At 34.6% G+C, this 18,262-nt stretch carries 23 protein-coding genes; 4 read left to right on the forward strand and 19 right to left on the reverse strand.

The features are described from left to right. The first annotated feature begins 1 nt into the window (after position 1). The 3 genes from AMD00_RS10445 to AMD00_RS10455 all read left to right on the forward strand — a co-directional run bounded on the left by AMD00_RS10445 (position 2) and on the right by AMD00_RS10455 (position 3,211). Positions 2-1,132 carry a methionine biosynthesis PLP-dependent protein gene (locus AMD00_RS10445; RefSeq protein ID WP_053417018.1) on the forward strand — a complete coding sequence of 377 codons (1,131 nt, stop codon included), beginning with the start codon at positions 2-4 and terminating at the stop codon, positions 1,130-1,132. After that, a complete protein-coding gene (gene metC / locus AMD00_RS10450; RefSeq protein ID WP_053418258.1) occupies positions 1,128-2,306 on the forward strand; it encodes a cystathionine beta-lyase in 1,179 nt (392 codons plus the stop codon). The genes AMD00_RS10445 and metC overlap by 5 nt, the downstream gene beginning before the upstream one ends. A 215-nt stretch (positions 2,307-2,521) precedes the next feature. Then, positions 2,522-3,211, forward strand: coding sequence for a YoaK family protein (locus AMD00_RS10455; protein WP_053417019.1), 690 nt, complete (start codon positions 2,522-2,524; stop codon positions 3,209-3,211). A gap of 29 nt (positions 3,212-3,240) precedes the next feature. Here the strand turns inward: AMD00_RS10455 and AMD00_RS10460 are convergent, their stop codons facing one another. The 6 genes from AMD00_RS10460 to AMD00_RS10485 all read right to left on the reverse strand — a co-directional run bounded on the left by AMD00_RS10460 (position 3,241) and on the right by AMD00_RS10485 (position 7,728). Further along, entirely contained in the window at positions 3,241-4,215 is a 975-nt protein-coding gene (locus AMD00_RS10460) for a hypothetical protein (protein ID WP_053417020.1), read from the reverse strand. A 286-nt stretch (positions 4,216-4,501) separates the two neighbouring features. After that, a complete protein-coding gene (gene msrB / locus AMD00_RS10465; RefSeq protein ID WP_053417021.1) occupies positions 4,502-4,927 on the reverse strand; it encodes a peptide-methionine (R)-S-oxide reductase MsrB in 426 nt (141 codons plus the stop codon). After that, on the reverse strand, positions 4,924-5,448 hold the full coding sequence (gene msrA / locus AMD00_RS10470; protein WP_053417022.1) for a peptide-methionine (S)-S-oxide reductase MsrA: 525 nt from the start codon (positions 5,446-5,448) through the stop codon (positions 4,924-4,926). The genes msrB and msrA overlap by 4 nt, the downstream gene beginning before the upstream one ends. 12 nt (positions 5,449-5,460) lie before the next feature. After that, entirely contained in the window at positions 5,461-6,036 is a 576-nt protein-coding gene (locus tag AMD00_RS10475) for a YpmS family protein (protein ID WP_053417023.1), read from the reverse strand. A 7-nt stretch (positions 6,037-6,043) separates the two neighbouring features. After that, entirely contained in the window at positions 6,044-6,814 is a 771-nt protein-coding gene (locus tag AMD00_RS10480) for a GDSL-type esterase/lipase family protein (RefSeq protein WP_227752024.1), read from the reverse strand. Positions 6,815-6,888: 74 nt separating this feature from the next. Next, complete coding sequence (locus AMD00_RS10485) at positions 6,889-7,728, reverse strand: DegV family protein (protein WP_053417024.1); 840 nt, start codon at positions 7,726-7,728, stop codon at positions 6,889-6,891. A 191-nt stretch (positions 7,729-7,919) separates the two neighbouring features. On the opposite strand from AMD00_RS10485, the gene trhA reads away from it, so the two are divergent. Further along, positions 7,920-8,555: a PAQR family membrane homeostasis protein TrhA gene (gene trhA / locus AMD00_RS10490; protein WP_053417025.1), complete on the forward strand. Its 636-nt coding sequence runs from the start codon at positions 7,920-7,922 to the stop codon at positions 8,553-8,555. A gap of 115 nt (positions 8,556-8,670) precedes the next feature. On the opposite strand, the gene AMD00_RS10495 is transcribed toward trhA, so the two are convergent. The 13 genes from AMD00_RS10495 to AMD00_RS23215 form a co-directional block, all read right to left on the reverse strand. Beyond that, the gene (locus tag AMD00_RS10495; protein ID WP_053417026.1) at positions 8,671-9,150 is read right to left on the reverse strand and encodes a dihydrofolate reductase; all 480 of its coding nucleotides are present in this window, start codon (positions 9,148-9,150) and stop codon (positions 8,671-8,673) included. 12 nt (positions 9,151-9,162) lie between these two features. Then, positions 9,163-10,107: a thymidylate synthase gene (locus AMD00_RS10500; protein ID WP_053417027.1), complete on the reverse strand. Its 945-nt coding sequence runs from the start codon at positions 10,105-10,107 to the stop codon at positions 9,163-9,165. A gap of 382 nt (positions 10,108-10,489) precedes the next feature. Further along, positions 10,490-11,092 (reverse strand): YpjP family protein, encoded by a 603-nt coding sequence (locus AMD00_RS10505; RefSeq protein WP_053417028.1) that lies wholly within the window; start codon positions 11,090-11,092, stop codon positions 10,490-10,492. Positions 11,093-11,778: 686 nt separating this feature from the next. Beyond that, positions 11,779-12,576, reverse strand: a complete 798-nt coding sequence (locus AMD00_RS10510; protein ID WP_053417029.1) for a PhzF family phenazine biosynthesis protein — start codon at positions 12,574-12,576, stop codon at positions 11,779-11,781. Positions 12,577-12,649: 73 nt separating this feature from the next. Then, positions 12,650-12,781 carry a hypothetical protein gene (locus AMD00_RS24155; protein WP_281173055.1) on the reverse strand — a complete coding sequence of 44 codons (132 nt, stop codon included), beginning with the start codon at positions 12,779-12,781 and terminating at the stop codon, positions 12,650-12,652. Positions 12,782-12,783: 2 nt separating this feature from the next. Beyond that, a complete protein-coding gene (locus AMD00_RS10515; protein WP_169786348.1) occupies positions 12,784-14,052 on the reverse strand; it encodes a helix-turn-helix domain-containing protein in 1,269 nt (422 codons plus the stop codon). Positions 14,053-14,318: 266 nt separating this feature from the next. Further along, positions 14,319-15,110, reverse strand: a complete 792-nt coding sequence (locus tag AMD00_RS10520) for a class I SAM-dependent methyltransferase (protein WP_053417031.1) — start codon at positions 15,108-15,110, stop codon at positions 14,319-14,321. Beyond that, positions 15,098-15,535, reverse strand: a complete 438-nt coding sequence (locus tag AMD00_RS10525; protein ID WP_053417032.1) for a BrxA/BrxB family bacilliredoxin — start codon at positions 15,533-15,535, stop codon at positions 15,098-15,100. The genes AMD00_RS10520 and AMD00_RS10525 overlap by 13 nt, the downstream gene beginning before the upstream one ends. Positions 15,536-16,028: 493 nt before the next feature. Beyond that, positions 16,029-16,325, reverse strand: coding sequence for a hypothetical protein (locus AMD00_RS10530; RefSeq protein WP_053417033.1), 297 nt, complete (start codon positions 16,323-16,325; stop codon positions 16,029-16,031). Between the two features lie 263 nt (positions 16,326-16,588). Further along, on the reverse strand, positions 16,589-16,780 hold the full coding sequence (locus tag AMD00_RS10535; RefSeq protein ID WP_053417034.1) for a hypothetical protein: 192 nt from the start codon (positions 16,778-16,780) through the stop codon (positions 16,589-16,591). A gap of 401 nt (positions 16,781-17,181) precedes the next feature. Next, a complete protein-coding gene (locus AMD00_RS10545) occupies positions 17,182-17,385 on the reverse strand; it encodes a hypothetical protein (RefSeq protein ID WP_053417036.1) in 204 nt (67 codons plus the stop codon). Between the two features lie 364 nt (positions 17,386-17,749). After that, entirely contained in the window at positions 17,750-17,962 is a 213-nt protein-coding gene (locus tag AMD00_RS10550; protein WP_053417037.1) for a hypothetical protein, read from the reverse strand. Continuing rightward, on the reverse strand, positions 17,963-18,160 hold the full coding sequence (locus AMD00_RS23215) for a hypothetical protein (protein WP_157059233.1): 198 nt from the start codon (positions 18,158-18,160) through the stop codon (positions 17,963-17,965). Positions 18,161-18,262: the final 102 nt, after the last annotated feature.

The following is an 18,262-nucleotide window of genomic DNA, read 5'->3' on the forward strand; positions in this document are numbered from 1 at the left end:
GATGACAAACAAAAACATTGCAACACAATTAGTTCAGCTAGGAAATCATACCGATTCCAAAACAGGTGCTGTAAACACACCAATCTATCTTTCAACTGCCTATACTCATGATGGGCTTGGCCAATCAACTGGTTATGACTATACACGTACCAAAAATCCGACACGTACCGTTCTAGAAGAAGGTTTTGCTAAATTAGAATCGGGTGACGCTGGCTTCGCCTGTAGTAGCGGGATGGCGGCTGTTCAGTTAGTCCTATCCCTATTTAAGTCGGGTGACGAAATTATTTTACCTGAGGATATCTATGGTGGCACATACCGTCTACTCGGGCAATACCAAGAGCAATATGCAATCAAATCTCATTATGCAAAATTCTCTTCTGTATCAGAGGTTGAAGGTTTAATTAATGAAAATACTCGTGCTATTTTCATTGAAACTCCAACCAATCCATTAATGCAGGAATTTGACATTGAACTTTATGCTAATCTTGCGAAAAAGCACAGTCTATTATTAATCGTTGATAATACTTTCTTAACACCTTATTATCAACGCCCAATCGAGCTTGGGGCTGATATAGTTCTACATAGTGCAACTAAATACATTGGTGGTCATAATGATGTTCTAGCTGGTCTTGTAGTAAGTAAAGGTACAGAGCTTAGCGAAAAACTATTCACAAACCATAATGCTGCAGGTGCAACACTTGCTCCAATCGACTCATGGTTACTCCTACGAGGATTGAAAACATTACATCTTCGCATGAAACAACATACCGAAAATGCTAAGCAAATCGCGGCTTATTTAGAGCAAGAACCTTTAGTAAAAGACGTTCTGTTCGCTGGTAAAGGCGGAATGATTTCTTTCCGTTTACAAAAAGGTGAATGGGTTGGTAAGTTTTTAGAAAGCTTGAAATTAATTGTTTTCGCCGAAAGTCTTGGTGGTGTTGAAAGCTTTATCACATATCCAACTACACAAACACATGCGGATATTCCTGAAGCGGAACGAATTGCTCGCGGTGTTGATGACTCCTTACTCCGTTTCTCTGTCGGTATCGAGGAAGCGGAAGATTTAATCGCGGATTTACAACAAGTTTTTTCTATCTTAGAAAAAGAGGTGTCATCATATGAGTTCAATTAATGAAAATATTGAAACAAGTTTAATCACAGCTTCTACTCGAGGTGATTATGAGCAAAAAACAGGTGCAGTTAATGTACCAATATACTTGTCATCTACATTTGATCAGGAACATTTCGATTCCTTTGGTCCATATGATTATAGTCGCTCGGGCAACCCTACTCGTGACGCATTAGAAAAAACGATTGCTGAACTTGAGGGAGGAACACGCGGATTTGCATTCTCTTCAGGCATTGCCGCTATCGCCTCTGCCTTTATGATATTAGAAGCCGGTGACCATATTGTTGTAACATCTGAAGTTTACGGAGGAACATACCGTTTTGTGACCCAAGTGTTAACCAAATTTGGGATTGAGCATACATTTGCTGACTTTTCGGATTTAGCGTCAGTAGAAGCGGCAATACGTCCGAATACAAAGGTATTATATATAGAAACTCCAGCAAACCCCCTTCTAGGTATTACTGATATTGAAGGCGTTGTAGCTATTGCAAAGGCAAATGGAGCTCTAACATTTTTAGATAACACATTTATGACGCCTCTATATCAACGTCCATTAGACCTTGGTGTAGATGTAGTGTTACACAGTGCCACTAAGTTTTTAGGAGGACATAGCGATATCATTGCAGGGCTTGCAGTAACAAAAGACGTCGAGCTTGGAAACCGAATCTACTTCATGCAAAACTCATTTGGTGCCATTTTAGGTGCTCAAGATTCCTTCTCATTAATACAAGGAATCAAAACATTAAATGCCCGTTTAACACAATCATCAGCATCAGCATCCAAACTTGCTCATTATTTAGAAGCTCATGAACTGGTAGAGGAAGTTCATTTCCCAGGCTTGAAATCACATCCAGGACATGACATCCATGCAAAACAGGCAAAAAGTGCTGGAGCAGTGTTGTCATTTACACTACCTAATCGCGAAATTACTAAAGCATTTGTTGAACATGTTCAAATTCCAATTTTCGCAGTTAGTCTTGGTGGTGTGGAATCAATTCTTTCATATCCAGCCACAATGAGTCATGCAGCTATCCCCAAAGAAGAACGCGAAAAACGTGGTATTACAGACGGTCTTTTACGCTTCTCTGTTGGTCTTGAAAATATCGACGATTTAATAGCTGATTTTGAGCAAGCATTTTCAAAAGCGAAAGAACTTACTGTTGTAGGTAATAAATAGAAGATTGTATGAGTCGCCCCACTGATTTGGTGGAGCGATTTTTTTCTTTTTTAAGCCTTTTGGGTACTCAACAGTTTAAACGAAAATATTTCTGAAACAGAATAAATGAGAATTGTGAGGTAAAGCTATAATAACTCTAAAGAATTTTTTTCTATAAAAGAAAATGAATTTACATATTGGGAAAGCAAGGTATTGTTAATAAGGAGATAAATCAAATGGGAAATAAAACGAAAAACTTACTCGCTTTATCACCTAATTCATTGATTATGGGCATGATATTAGCTTTAGTTGGGGGATTTTTAGATGCTTATACGTATATCACAAGGGACGCTGTTTTTGCGACGGCACAAACAGGGAATATGGTATTATTTGCTGTGAGAGCTGCAAGTACGGAATATAACGGCGCCATCCTAAATATACCTCCTTTTTTGGCTTTTATAGCTGGAGTCTTGGTAGCAGAATATATAAAAGATAAGCATACTAGCCACGGACGAGCTGTTTTGCTTTTGGAATTCGCGATTTTATTTATAGCCGGATGGTTACCTGCTAGTGTGCCAAATATGCTGATCACTATGTGCATTGCGTTTGTATCTTCCTTACAAATTGCCACCTTCAACAAGTTGGAAAAATGGAGCTACAATTCAACCATAACAACAGGGAATTTACGAACTGCAGCTCAAGCTTCTTATACTGCATTCGTGAAAAATGATCCAGAATCGATGCGGAAATTTAAAGGTTTTACTGCTATTATTCTTTCCTTTATTTGTGGTGCTTTAATTGGGACCTTCTTTTGTACGTATATAGGAAAAACAGCCATCTGGATTGCAGCTGGGATTATACTGATCACCGTAATCTTATACCGTAGAAGCAAAGAAAATCCGAAAGAACCTCTTGAGAAATCATGAACAGTCGCTTGATAATAATTGATATTTACTTATTTCACTTCATTTAATGTTTTTATAAATCCTGTTAACTTTTCTTTATTAAAATTTACTGAAGGACGAATAAATAATTGATAAATATATTTTCCAATCTTCCAATGAGCATACCAACCATAATATTGTGCATTTTGTTTATGTATTAACATTGTTATTTCTGTATTCCCTATCAAGAGTCTTTCTTTTTTAACATTCCAACTTTGTCTTACTCCAATATTTTCTCCGACTTTATAAGAGAGATTTTCAATCATTTCTTCTGGAGCTAACCAAAACCAAATCCCATCAGTATAATTAATCTTTGACCTATATAGGAAGTGAGTTTCTACACCAAATTTATTTTGATTAAATCCGATTGAGTCCAGGAAGAATTCTTGATACTCAAATGAAGGGATAAAAATGCTTTGCGATGAAATTCTTTTGTTGATGTCGAAATTATTTTCATACCATATCACTCTAGAAATCTCATCTTCTTGCCACTTAGCTATACCATATCTTGCTGTATAACTCGTTGTTGTATATGACTTTTCGCCCCATTTTTCAATAATTAACGAATTAAGTGGAGTAAGTGATTTAATGATACTTATTAGCTCATCCTCACCAAATCTTCCTTTTAAAACAGATAATTCTACATTCGTGAACCATCTAGCATAACAAGCCGCTTGGTTCCCTTTGTAATCTATACCAATAAAACCAACAATCCCATCAATCTCAAAGGATTTACCAGGGAAAATTAGATTAGTATCCGCATATACAATAGGAATCCCCCAATCATAATAAAACTGTTTTACTCTTACTACTCTATTTTTACTTATAATTTCAAAACGTATCGAAGAACGAGTACTTCTTGATTCTTTTTTTAGAGAAATATTCTTAATAAAACAGCCATTTGGCAAATTAAAAGGACATAATATAACAAAATTAACAAATTGTTGTGCAAGGTCAAATGATGAAACATTATCATTTAGATTCAATATACTATCCCCCATTTAATTTTTGATTCACATACTATTAACATAGAATTATTTTTAATTACCGCATTACAATTTTACCTTATTTTTCTAATATACGCCCAATTATTTTAATAAGGGGAAATTATAAGCATTTTTCTATAAAAAATAACTATTTTAAAAGACAAATTTCTAATATAAAAGAATTTTGCATTGTATTTAACCAGCAATAAACTACACTTTGTAGTCTATTCACTGTCTTCTACAAAAAAATGACAACCCACAAAATGTGGATTGTCATTTTTCTATTTTATTCAAAGTACTTTAAATATTCTCCATAGCCTTCTTCTTGTAATTTATCTTTAGGAATAAATTTCAAGGCTGCAGAGTTAATACAATAACGTAATCCTGTTGGCTGAGGACCGTCTGGGAAGACATGTCCTAAATGTGAATCAGCTTCTCCACTACGTACTTCTGTACGACGCATGCCAAAACTTGTATCGAAGTTCTCTTGTATGCTAGCACCTTCTACAGGTTTGCTAAAGCTTGGCCAACCACAGCCTGCATTGAATTTGTCTTTTGAGTGGAATAAGGGTTCCCCCGAAACGATATCAACGTACAGACCTTCTTCAAAATGGCTATCGTATTCGTTTTGGAATGGTGGTTCTGTTCCATGCTCTTGCGTGACATGATATTGCATCGGTGTTAATGCTTTCAACTTTTCTTCTTTATTCATGATTTTGTCCCCCAATGCTGTTGTTGGAATGCAACTCGTCCTGAGCCAATTGAATAGCGCTCATAATGTGCTGGATTCTTTTTGTAATAATGTTGATGATAAGATTCTGCTGGGTAGAACGTTGTTGCTGGTAGAATTTGTACAGCGATTGGTGCTTTAAATTTACCTGATTCTTGTAATGCATTTTTTGATGCTTCAGCTATTTTACGCTGCTCTTCGTCATGGTAGAAAATGGCTGTCATATAAGACTGTCCGCGGTCATAAAATTGACCACCAGCATCTGTTGGATCGATTAAAGTCCAGTAAAGATCTACTAACTTTTCATAAGGATAAATCGCTGGATCAAAAGTGATCTGTACAGCTTCAAAATGTCCCGTTGTCTCACTACAAACTGCCTCATAAGTAGGATTTTCTGTATGTCCTCCAGTGTAACCAGATATAACAGACTCAATGCCCTCTTGCTGATCGAATGGTTTTACCATACACCAAAAACATCCACCTGCAAATGTTGCTACAGCCATATGCTACTCCTCCTATTCTTGAACGGGTACTGTTACTTCCAGTATAATCTTACCTTCTTTTAAATTAAATTCTTTTGCTTGCATGCGAGAACCAGAAAGTACTGCTATCTCTGTTAAACCCATATATACTTCCTCTTTGTTTGGGCGAATAACCATCCATGAAGGTAAATCTACTGAGTCATTTAATAACTTTAACGCTGTGCTTGGAGGGATATTCAACATACCAACTTCTACATTTGTTTGTTTTAATATAAGATTGCCGCCTTCATCAATTGTTGGATCAAATTTCATCGTAATAGGTAGCTCCATACCAAAAACACTAAGCTCACTTACTAAAGAAACTTCCTCATTAATGTACATATGTACAGGGATGGATTTTGATTTCATCGCGTCCTGAATGTACTTGTTTGCAATGGCTTCAAAATCCGCTGGTGTAGTTTGAACTGATAGTTTACTACCATCAGGCATTGCGGTTGTTTCAGGTATTGGCGTATCGGTTGCCGGTTTCGTAATGAACACAAACAAACCAATGATTACTGATAACATTAATGCAATTAAAAAGAAAAAAGCTATTTTCCACTTATTCACCGTCACATCACTCCTTGAAGTCCATTTCCCCGTTGGTTAATTTTTTCAAACCGCATGACTTGATTGTCCCTATTATACGGTCAGTCATTTCATCGTAGCCTCTTGCATTAGGATGGAAAAAGTCCGTATGATAAACCATATTCTCGTTCGAATCGAATAAATCCTCTACATTTACAAAACATGCGTTTTTATCTGCCTCTGCAAAATCTTGAATATCTGTATTCCATTCATACAAAATCGTATTTAAGTCCGATTTTTCCTTCGTAAAGATGGATAGAGGATTATAAACGCTTATTAAAATTATGGGCGCAGATTTATTTTTCTTTCGAATTAACTCCATAATTTTACCATAACGCTTTTGAAATTCGATGCGTTCCGTATCAAATGCTTCTTTATTTAAATTCATCAAATCACGTCTGACAATTTTCATTAAGTCATTTCCACCCATAGTGAGCGTTATAAAATCAGCTTTTTTTAATTGTTCGTCAATTTTACCGCTTTCAAGCTGTGCTACGAGTTGATCACTGCGTCGACCTTTTTTTGCTGTGTTTTCAACTTCGACGTATTTAACGCCTTCCCAGCCAAGCATCTGATCCGATAATCTACCGACATAACCTTGCTGATTCAGCTCATCACCAACACCTTCTGTTAAAGAATCACCTAAAGCAACATACATAATGTCTTTAGGGATGACTTCTTCTGTAACTGGCGTTTTTATTTCTTTGCTGCAAGCACTTAATAAAAGAAGTGCAAGCATGAAAATTATTAATTTCTTCACGTTCCATTTCTTCCTTTCGTTAAGTACGTCTAATGAAAGAAAGCAGGGAATGAAATCATCCCCTGCTCATCATATTAATCAGTATAGTACATAAAACCAATTGCACCTGGGCCTGTATGTGTACTAATAATTGGTGAAGTATAGGCAAATTTCGTATCCATATAACCTGATTCTTCAAGTTGTTTTTTAAGCGGCTCTGCCATTGCTAAACCTTCAGCATGTGAAAGACCTACTCCTTTTATTACTTTCCCTTGCGTATCTTCTATAAACTGATTAAATAAATATTTAACTACTTGTTTATGGCTTCGTACTTTTGCCACTGGGTTATAAGCTCCACCTTCAAGAGAAGCAATTGGTTTAATATTAAGTAAAGAACCAATCATACCTTTTCCTTTACCGATACGGCCACCTTTAATTAAATTATCTAAAACGTCAACAACGACGTATAAATTCGTATTTTTACGAACGATATTTAATCTTTCAACGATTTCTTCAACTGATTTACCTTGTTCCGCTAATTGGCAAGCTTCAAGTACTTGGAACCCTAAACCAAATGAAGTAAAACGAGAATCAATAACTGTTACCTTTGAATCCGTCATACTTGCAGCAGCTTCTGCTGATTTTACAGTACCACTCATTCCGCCAGTCATCATGATAGCAATAATCTCATCGCCATCTTTTCCTAGTTCATCAAATACTTCTTTAAATACACCTGCAGCAGGTTGAGAACTTTTTGGTAATTCCTTTGCTTTGCTCATTTTATCGAGGAATTCGATTGGAGTAATATCGACACCATCAGTATATGTTTGACCCTCAATATGAATTGATAGTGGAACGATATGTATTGCGTGTTTTTCAATTTCTTCTTTTGTTAAATCTGCTGTTGAATCCGTTACTATATGAATTCGTCTCACATTGACACATCCTTTGTTTCATTGTTCTTATTATAAATTTAAAGCAAGGTCATTGTAAACCGTTAGCTATTTATTCTATTTTACTAGCTTTTGTCACATGATACACGTGACATTTGTCAGTTCAAATGCATTAAAATCAGTCGCATAATAGAAATATACAAAAAACTTACCGCAACAAGGAGGCAATTCATATGCAACAAGCTTTTGATTATAAAAACACGAAAGAAGAAATATGGAATGCCATAACACATGGCATAGCTTTCTTATTATGTATCCCAGCGCTTGTCTTACTCATTATGAAAGCAATTGATAAAGGATCTACACTATATGTTGTTAGCTTCATCGTTTTTGGCGTTTCAATGTTAATACTATTTTTAGCTTCAACTTTACTTCACAGCATGCCTGAAAAATATAAAAAAATCTTTGCTATATTAGACCATTCGTCTATCTACATTTTAATTGCAGGTACATATACACCTTTTCTGTTAATTGCATTAAACGGAGCATTAGGATGGACTTTATTTGGTATCATTTGGGCGTTAGCGTTACTTGGAATTCTTTTTAAATGCTTCTTTATCCACCGTTTTGAATTTGTTTCAGTGATTTTCTACATTTTAATGGGATGGCTTATTATTATCGCTATTAAGCCATTATATGCACATATTACTGGTGCAGGTTTCTCTCTACTACTAAGTGGCGGGATTTTATATACGATTGGTGCTTTTTTCTACGCCTATCGGAAAATACCTTATAATCATGCAATCTGGCACTTATTCGTCATTGCTGGTAGTGCCATGATGTACTCATGCATATTGTTCTACGTATAATTGACTTTCTTATATCCATTTCCATTATTAGTTTGTCACTTATTTAACACGAATATATTCAAGCCAAATAAAAGGTTGCCACTAGTTACTTTCCAGTGGCAACCTTTTCATTTGCTTATTTACGCTCATATACTAAATACGTAAACTTCAAGCCATCTTCTGTTTCATTCACTTCAGACTGGGATACAACTTGCCATTCATCCCCATATGATGGGAAAAATGTATCGCCCTCGTATTGTTTTTCAATCTTCGTAACGTAAAGACGATCTGCCATTGGCAATGTCATACGGAAAATTTGCTCGCCACCAATGATCATTATTTCCTCTGATTCTTTTTCAGCTTGAGCTAATGCTTCTTCTAAAGAATGCACGATAATAATACCTTCTCTTGCATACTCTTCATCACGTGTAATAACGATATTCGTACGCCCTGGTAGAGGCTTGCCGATAGACTCGAATGTTTTACGTCCCATAATCATCGGTTTTCCCATCGTTGTACGTTTAAAATAAGCTAAGTCCCCTGGTAAATGCCATGGCATAGCATTATTTAAGCCAATGACGTTATTTTCATCATGAGCAACAATTAATGAAATCATTTATTAACCCCCTTATACAGCAATTGGCGCTTTAATTCGTGGATAAGGATCATATCCGTCAATTGCTAAATCCTCTATTTCATACTCAAAAATGGATTCTTTTTCAGTTTTAATAATAAGCTGTGGCAATTCACGTGGTGATCGTGATAGCTGCTCTTTTACTTGATTAAAATGATTACTATACAGATGTGCATCACCTAAAGTATGGACAAAATCACCCACTTCTAAGCCACATTCTTTCGCGATAAGATGCGTTAATAACGCATATGAAGCGATATTGAATGGTACACCTAGGAATACATCTGCACTACGCTGATAAAGTTGGCAAGAGAGTTTCCCATCTGCTACATAGAATTGGAATAGTGTATGGCATGGTGGCAAAGCCATATCATCTACTTCTGCAGGATTCCAAGCACTAACAATATGTCGACGTGAATTAGGGTTGTTTTTAATTGATTCAATGACATTTTTCACTTGATCAATTGTTTCCCCATTATCTGCCGGCCATGAACGCCATTGTTTACCGTATACTGGTCCAAGGTCACCAAATTCTTGAGCAAAGTCATCATCATTTAATACTTTGTCTTGGAAAATAGCCATCTGCTCTTCGTATTGAATTTTAAATTCAGGGTCCTCATTAACACGCAAACCGAAATTCGTCATATCTGGTCCTTCATACTGGTCGCTTTTCACCCATTTTTCAAAAGCCCATTCATCCCAAATATGATTATTCTGTGCAATAAGTGTACGCACGTTTGTATCGCCTTTTAAAAACCACAGTAATTCAGTCGCAATAAGACGGAAAGCAGTTCTTTTTGTTGTTAATAAAGGAAAACCCTTTTGTAAGTCAAATCTCATTTGATAACCAAAGACACTGCGCGTACCTGTTCCAGTACGATCTCCTTTATCATTTCCTTCGTCTAAAATATGTTGGCAAAGTTGTAAATATTGTTGCACGGAACTGCCTCCTAGAAATTTATATAGTTTTAACTATATCATAATATTCCCCATTATTATCTTAAAAGCTAACGGAAAATAGTTAAAATGATGAAAGAAATGATTACAATGACGCCCGTAAATATCTGAATATTTCCTGGGTAATATTCAGATATTTCATGTTGTAGGAAATAATAGATTATGGCCTTTATTACCTTCAAACAACCTACAGTTTACAAACATACCATCAACTTTTCTTTCACTATCTCATTAAATATTTCCTGAAAATAAATAAAAGACTCCCCCGCACTTTTCTAAGCGGAAGAGTCTAATCTATTGGTTGTTTGAAATATTTAAATTGTTTATCCAACTTAAGTGGTCAGTCCTTTTTGGTAATCTAGAATCAAGACAACCATTTAGGGGGAGTATTTTTAGACCAGTAAATTTCACCTAGGTCATAATGAGCTGTAAATTGATCTTCATAAGTGTGGTAATGGAAATTGTAGTAATAGCCATCAAATGGACGATTTTCTGTACGTACATGGAAGCGTATGACGTCTTGTTTAGTTCCGGTGTTATAAACATGGAAAATCTTCTCTGCATAATCACCACTTGGATTTTCAGTAATTGCCAATGAATTTGTTGTTTCGTTATCAAGACGATTTACTGTCATTTCAATTGCTTCTTGCATTTTAGGGAAAATGACATCATCAAATTCATCACTAATCTGTGGACCTACTCGTGAACCGAATTTTAAATAGGCTTGTTCCTTTGCTGCTGCAAAGGCATACTCTTCAAAAGTCTGTTCCTCTTCTGTTGAAATAACTGACTCATTCTGCGTTTCTATGTATTTCGTTAGTTGACTAGTAGTATCTCCTGAAAATTGCGCTTTAGCATTGGAACTGTGATCTAGTAAACCTTCCCATATTGCATGACTCGGCGTAATGACACCTAATGTGATTACCGCTACGGATGCAACAAGGAACTTTTGAATCCACTTTTGCATAATCATTACCTACTTTCGAACATTTTATAATCTTCTATGTCTATAATATATATACGAATCTCACTAGTAAAAGTTTCAACATTTATAGTTTAATTGTACAAAAACCATATCAATAAAGATACTATTAGGAATATACAAACTATTATAATTAAATCTATTTCATAATTAACTGAACTATATAAATAGTTCATACTATTACTATACACTATAGTTATTGAACCAAAACATTATTACAGAAGTATCTTCAGGAAATCTATGTTTATTGTAAGTACAATTAGACACATACTTAAGACGCTCCATAAATTTTATGTCTCACTATTATATTGATATGCTTGATATAAACTATCATCATTTACAACAGATATATGGACGTATTTGTAAAAATTTGTTCACAAATCCTTGATGTATAAGGAATTGTATAGATTTTTTGCATTATTCATTGTACAATAATAATGAATAAACATGTTCGCTTTTTGTAATAAAGGAGGGACAAAAATTATGTCTTCAGTTGCTATTGGTATTGGATTTTTATGTTTATTAGGATACTTATGCTCTTTATGTTTCACGGACTAATATTTAGTAAGCCGCTTTGTTCTTTTTGAACAAGGCGGTTTTTCATTAATTTTTGAATGATATTCTTTCTTGCAAGCAAAAAACACAAGTACAAAAAGTACTCGTGTTTTTTGTTAATTAGATATTGGTATTAAACGCTGTCCTAAATAAAACGTCATTCCTTCTGTTTCAATAGGACGAGCAATGTGGGGGGCATTCATTAATATGCGGACAATTGAGACATTTTCATTTCTCAATTTACATTCCGCTTTCATATTAAGCTTTTCAGCGAACATCTCATTTTTATAGCGCCTAATATTATTAGCTGTAATTAAGAAAAATGATGATGCAAAAAGGCTAGTAGGAACTTTTGCCTCTTTTATATTAAAATAATGGACAGACTGATCCACAGCAGGATAAGATTTTTCGTGACTTTGAACCATATTCCTCATCGGGAGCCCAGATTCTGTTACGCCATCTACTGCACAGCCATTCAATACCTGTAAAACTGGGTCACGACTTGCACCATAAGAATACGATGCACTTTTACATTCATTGAATGAATGTGAAGCTAATTGTTTAGCTTTTTTCACCTTTTTCGCTTGCTTAAATAACTGTAAAGGGAAAATACCAACATTTGTTTCAGTTGTAATGACTTCTTTATTATTAGAAAATGGAGATTTCTCTAACGCATGAACAATTGCCATTGTACCATCAATTCCTGCATTCACTTCTCTATTTGGTGTAAAGTATCGAAGTCTAATATCAGCTAACTTTGACTTAACGATAAAAATTGTTTGCGTGAATCCAGTTTTCATTGCCACTTCATGCATTTCAGAAGTTGTAAGTGCATTTCCGTCAAAAACAACCCCGATATTTGACTTACCCATATGGCCACTTTTTCTCACTTCAAACATATAAACTTTGACCATGTCCTTGCTCACTTCCTTCAAGTAATAGATAAGAGACCGCCTTATTGATTGAACAATAAGGCGAGTTGTTCAATTAAAAAATGTTTAAAATAGTTGTGATGAAGTGTAGACGTCCTGGTTCAGCCATTGAGAAAGTAGCAATAGAAGCCCCCGCAAATGATAATAATGATAAAAGACTGATTACAGCAAATTTAGTTTTTTTCATAGTTAATTCTCCCCTACATATTTTTTTAAGCATTCAGTGCAAAGTAATTGCATTTCAAATGCTTTTTTATATTTTTTATTCATTGCTAAATAAGTAGCGTAATGCTCAGATGCTTGCTTTAATTCTTTTAAATCAATATGTTCTTTAAATATTTCGATACTTTGTTGAATAAAATCTTCATATTTTACAAAATTACCTTTTTCATATTCTACCTTTGCTACTAAAAAATAATATCCTGCTCTCTGTTTATTCGTTAAGATACTATTTTCTAAAATATCCATTTCACATTCAAGAGTTTCTAACTGATTTAGTTTCAATAAAATTTCTAACCTTAATCTCTTAGAAACAAATTTGTCAGCATAGCTAACTGTTTTTTTATATTTAATTGCAAAATCAATTTGTGATAAAGCTTCATCTAATTGATTTGTCTGAAATAAGATAAACGCATAATTATGATGCAATAATGCCTTTAAATTATGAAACTCCGGACGGCATATATTAAGTCCTTTGTTGATAAACTCTACTGCTTGTTTAAATTCATTCTTCTCTATTAATAAAATAGAAATTAAATTATAACTGTCTCCAGCCTTCATCCATTCATGTAGCTTTAAATATAAGTCCTTTGCTTCTATAGCATAAGATAGTGCATATTCAAATTGACATAGATGATAATGTGACATTGCAATATTATATGAGATACGAGCTTTTAGTAATTGATCTTCACTCGTCAAAAGAAGCCTTTTGAACATTTCTCCACTTATCTTATAATCTCCAACATAATAATGATATACCGCTGTGACATACAGATATTGATACCTTGTGGAAACAAATAATTGTGATTCATCAATTTCTACTGTTGAAATTTCATTTTCATATAATTCAATTGCCAAATTATCTTGTTCCATCTTTACTAATGCTAAAAACTTGAGAAGCATAAAGTAATATTCTTGTCGAACGGAAGGTATATATTGAAATTGAACTTGATGTAAGTCCAAAAATTGCCGGACCTCTTCAACACTCTCCTTTTCAATTTTAGATTCCAGGGTGGATAAGATATTTTGCATTTCAGTTGTATCTTCATAAATATTATGAAAATATCTTTCCGGCACCTCAAGTCTTCCGGCTAGTAACTTGAGTGTATCAATAGAAGGGGTATATCTGCAATTCTCAATATTGCTGTAATGGGTTGGCGAGATGATTCCGTGGCAAATATCTGCCTGTTTTAACCCCTTTAAAAGTCTGATTCGTTTAATTCTATTGCCAAGTTTCAAATCTTTCTCCCCCACTTCACAAAGAGCTAGTGTTTTCAAAGATAATATTGTTTTTTGATTTCTATTGAAAAAAATACCAAAAAAGTTAATTATAGTGATATTTTAGTGCCATTCCCTATTTACATTTTATTATTTAATAGGCATTTAGTATATAAAAATTAACATTCCTCTTTAAATAATTCATGATTAATAGGTAAATATTAGACATATTTTATTATAAAAAAGCTGCTATTCACCGATTTTGATTCCGTGAATAACAGCTCATTTTATGTTACTTCCTTAATTCCATAGTGAAATTTTGACGACAAACGGGCATCTCGAACAAAGCCATATTGCTCAAATAAATCAGAACGGAAGTGGGCTTTTAATACTATTCTTCTTTTAGCAACACGTTCCGCTTGTGTCATCCATTCATCTGATAAACCTTCGTGAAGACCTGCTTGTCGAAGAGGTTGAAAGCTAGTAGACTCTTCAATCGTTTCTTCGAACATTGGGTCCATATAGACTACATCAAAGCTATTATCCGGCTGTAATTTCAAATAATCCAATGCTACCGAATGAACGACTTCAATTTGTTCCATACAAGAAAGAAGTGGCAAATCCGTTATATCGTAGCGCTTCATCCCTTCGCTTACGATGAATGCAACATTTGCATTACCCTCACAACCGATGACTTTACCTGATTCACCGACCGCAAAGGCCGCCATCATACTATCTGTTGCCATCCCTAATGTACAATCAAGAAAGGTATCGCCCTCATTCAACTGGCATGCTGCTAAAAAGGTATCTATTTCCCCCCTAGCTGCACGTTTCAAACGAAATGCAGCTGAACTAGGGTGGAAAAAGAATGGAGCATCTGCCCCTAACGCATGATATTCATAGCGATTTTTTCCCGCAACTATAACGTTGGCATTATATAATGTTGCCATTTTCGCAATACCACGCTTTTTTCGCTCAACAAAACGTACATTTAACATGGTACATGCTCGTTCAGCAAGTTGCTTTGATAATGCATCTGGTCTTGCTGCAGTGGTAACAATCGTTGTTATTTCGCACATACTTGATCTAACACACCTGCTAAATGATCACGTACTTGTTCCATCGCGAATCCTTCGATTTGTTCACGTGGGATGAAATAAGCTAACTGACCATCTTTTAATAGTGCAATAGAAGGAGAGCTTGGTAACACTTCCTCAAAATAACTACGCATTTGTGCAGTCGCTTCCTTATCTTGTCCAGCAAATACAGTCACTAAATGATCTGGCTTATGTTCAGCTGCTTCAAGAGCTGCAGCAACAGCCGGTCTTGCTAAACCTGCAGCACAACCACAAACTGAGTTAATCACTACTAGTGAAGTTCCTTTAGATTCTTGTACATGATCAGCAACTTCATCAGGCGTCACTAACTCTGTAAATCCAACATTAACTAACTCCTCACGCATTGGTTTTACAATACCTAACATATATTCTTCGTAAGCATTCATATTTTCATCCTCTTTCATAATCTATTTATATTCCTTGATTTATAAGTGTTTTCACCTTCTTATTGTATATGTACTTACGTATAATTTCACCCTTTTTCACTTCTTATGTGATTTTTTTGTGATTTTTCAAAAAAGACCACATTACAATTTTGTGCATAGTATGCAACGGAAAACTATAAAGAACGATAGCTAACTAAAAAAACAGAATAATCGAATTTGTTATACATTTTTCCAAATAATGAAGTATAAAACTAACAAGGGAGGTGGTTAATATGAAAAAGAAATTAGGTATGCTTCTATTTGCTGCAGCACTTTTCGGTGCAACATCTGCATGTGTCCGCAACTACAACTGATACCTCTACTTTAGGAGTAAATTGTGTATGGTTAGGTACGGCATGGGCATGCGATTACTAAAATTATACTAAAGATAATAGTTTTTAATCATTTGCCACTTTATAGTGGTTTTTTTATTTCTTGCTAGTTATCTGGTTAATTAAATTAAAAGCTTTGCAACTTTAGATATTTTTTCAGTCGCATTATTTTGTTTCTTAAGAGCAATTAAATATGGTTCTTCTGTAAAAACTCGCGATTCCACTTTAATAGCAGCAACTATATCCTCGGTCGCTTTTACATACTCAGAAAGTACTTTAAGCATAAATTGATGCTCATGTACAAAACAAAAAGGAGAATCCAATCTATTAAAATAGCTCTCTATTTGTTTTACCTCTACTAAAATTAAAGCATATTTTGCAATGATTTTTTTGATACCTTTAGTTGAACGAACGTTCATATCTTCTTCCTAATTTGATTTATTATCTCATAAACCTTACTTACTTCTTTTGCATATGAATTTTTTTGATCCATTTCACTTTCCCCCTATACGAATGTGAAGCATTAGAAGTTTGTACATTATTTATATGTTTAATAACAATAATTTTTCAAAATTTCACCCTCAAACAAACGATCGCCATCAAATAAGGGGATTTGGACAACTAGGCATTCGTTTGTGTCAGAGCAAAAGAAAAAGCACCCCATTGGATGCTCTAATTATAACTATTTAGCTTCAGCTGTTTCTTGGTTTAGCCAACGATCTTCAGCAGGTACTCGAACACCTCTAATAGTTCTAATTTCTTCAAAAACTGCTTTGCATTCATCATTCACACATACATGTTGTTTACAGTAACGATTTCCTATTCTATCGTTATCTTGTTCCGTCATCGAACCTTTACAATACTTACACTTCATAAATATCACCTCCACCTATCAAGCATAGCGTGATAAGGAAATGTCTGTCATTAACATATTTTTGATATATAAAAAGCCACACGGTTATGTGTGACTTAATATTTATAATTATTTCTTTTTTTACTATCAACTTGTTTATTTTTATAAATGTAATAGGAAATAATATGCCCTGCAACTAAACCGATTAATATTGCTATAAGTACTCTTAATTCAAATTTGCCAGTAATAATTGAAATTATTGAGTTCGTAATTATGGCAACAATAAGTGATGTTATTAAATTTTTAATCTTCAACTCTTATTTCATCCCCTTCTACAATAATAATAATACGATTGGAAACGTTTGTAATTACACTTTCTGGATATAAGAAAAAGCCACACCAGATTGATGTGACTTTAATAGCTAATATTCATTTAAATAAATATATACTTCAAGATCATTGGATTCTTCTATGTACACAAAATCTCGGCGATCAACCTCGTAAAATGCACTACCTAATCCTACTCTTTCTCCTACATTAGGTACAACAGGAACTGCATCTTTTATTTTTTCCATTACAAGACATTCACCATTTGCTTCAACGTAAATAATTGATAGTTTTTTCATCGAGCTATATCTCCCCTCCACTTCAATCATAGTATGAATGGAAATGAATGTCATTGATATATTTTTGATATAGAAAAAGCCACACGGTTAGGTGTGACTTATTGATTATATTTTGAACATTCTCCGAAGAAAACTAACGAATATACATCGTATGTAAAAAGATTCTTCACTTGTTTCTTTTAATCATACATCCCATACCTGGCTTATTCCATCAGCAATTCAGCTTGCCATGCAATTTCATCTTGATAAGATTCTTAGTATGAATATTCGTATCTAGCCATATCAATCAAATCATCTAAATCTTCTATATGTTCTTCGAAAAATCCGCAACAGCTCATAATTTGAGCTGTTTTTACGCCACACGCTACTCAACATTAGAATATTGCACCGCATAACCGTCACATTTACCGTATAAGCCAACTTTGTTGTGATACATAGTTAATACATCTTGTTGTTCTTCCTCTTCATAGCAGACCGTTTTACGCTTAATCACACCATCTACAAACCATGCGATAACGTTGTATGGCGTTTGTCCGTCAATTCCGATGTATGATGGTTTCACTGTTTTCTCGTTCATCTAAACCCCTCCAAATATCTTTCTAGTCCTATGATTTAATCGAAAATCTTTTTTCGCATGTACTGCAAATCCTTCACACATTTCAAAAATACGACTGCCTAATGCTTCGTTAATTGTGACCAATTCACCGAATCCTAGCTCGCTACTGATCAGCATTGGTTTGTAATTTAAATAACGGTGATTGATAATCTCGTACATTTTTTTTTGTTGCCAAGATGAAAGTTTTTTTCGTCAGACGGATTAAACAAATCGTCTATGAATAAAACAGCTACATTCTTTGCTCGCTCAGTTATAACGTGT

The organism is Viridibacillus arvi (genome assembly GCF_001274945.1).
In the GTDB taxonomy this organism is placed as follows: Bacteria; Bacillota; Bacilli; order Bacillales_A; family Planococcaceae; genus Viridibacillus; species Viridibacillus arvi.

Coding starts and splice junctions, on each gene's coding strand:
- AMD00_RS10545 (WP_053417036.1), bottom strand. CDS start 17,385: ATGAAAAAACTATCAATTATTTACGTTGAAGCAAATGGTGAATGTCTT.
- AMD00_RS24155 (WP_281173055.1), bottom strand. CDS start 12,781: ATGAAAAAAACTAAATTTGCTGTAATCAGTCTTTTATCATTATTATCA.
- AMD00_RS10525 (WP_053417032.1), bottom strand. CDS start 15,535: ATGAATGCTTACGAAGAATATATGTTAGGTATTGTAAAACCAATGCGT.
- AMD00_RS10535 (WP_053417034.1), bottom strand. CDS start 16,780: ATGAAGTGTAAGTATTGTAAAGGTTCGATGACGGAACAAGATAACGAT.
- AMD00_RS10520 (WP_053417031.1), bottom strand. CDS start 15,110: ATGTGCGAAATAACAACGATTGTTACCACTGCAGCAAGACCAGATGCA.
- trhA (WP_053417025.1), top strand. CDS start 7,920: ATGCAACAAGCTTTTGATTATAAAAACACGAAAGAAGAAATATGGAAT.
- AMD00_RS10445 (WP_053417018.1), top strand. CDS start 2: ATGACAAACAAAAACATTGCAACACAATTAGTTCAGCTAGGAAATCAT.
- AMD00_RS10530 (WP_053417033.1), bottom strand. CDS start 16,325: ATGAACGTTCGTTCAACTAAAGGTATCAAAAAAATCATTGCAAAATAT.
- msrA (WP_053417022.1), bottom strand. CDS start 5,448: ATGGCTGTAGCAACATTTGCAGGTGGATGTTTTTGGTGTATGGTAAAA.
- AMD00_RS10550 (WP_053417037.1), bottom strand. CDS start 17,962: ATGAACGAGAAAACAGTGAAACCATCATACATCGGAATTGACGGACAA.
- AMD00_RS10495 (WP_053417026.1), bottom strand. CDS start 9,150: ATGATTTCATTAATTGTTGCTCATGATGAAAATAACGTCATTGGCTTA.
- AMD00_RS10510 (WP_053417029.1), bottom strand. CDS start 12,576: ATGGTCAAAGTTTATATGTTTGAAGTGAGAAAAAGTGGCCATATGGGT.
- msrB (WP_053417021.1), bottom strand. CDS start 4,927: ATGAATAAAGAAGAAAAGTTGAAAGCATTAACACCGATGCAATATCAT.
- AMD00_RS10455 (WP_053417019.1), top strand. CDS start 2,522: ATGGGAAATAAAACGAAAAACTTACTCGCTTTATCACCTAATTCATTG.
- AMD00_RS23215 (WP_157059233.1), bottom strand. CDS start 18,160: ATGTACGAGATTATCAATCACCGTTATTTAAATTACAAACCAATGCTG.
- AMD00_RS10505 (WP_053417028.1), bottom strand. CDS start 11,092: ATGCAAAAGTGGATTCAAAAGTTCCTTGTTGCATCCGTAGCGGTAATC.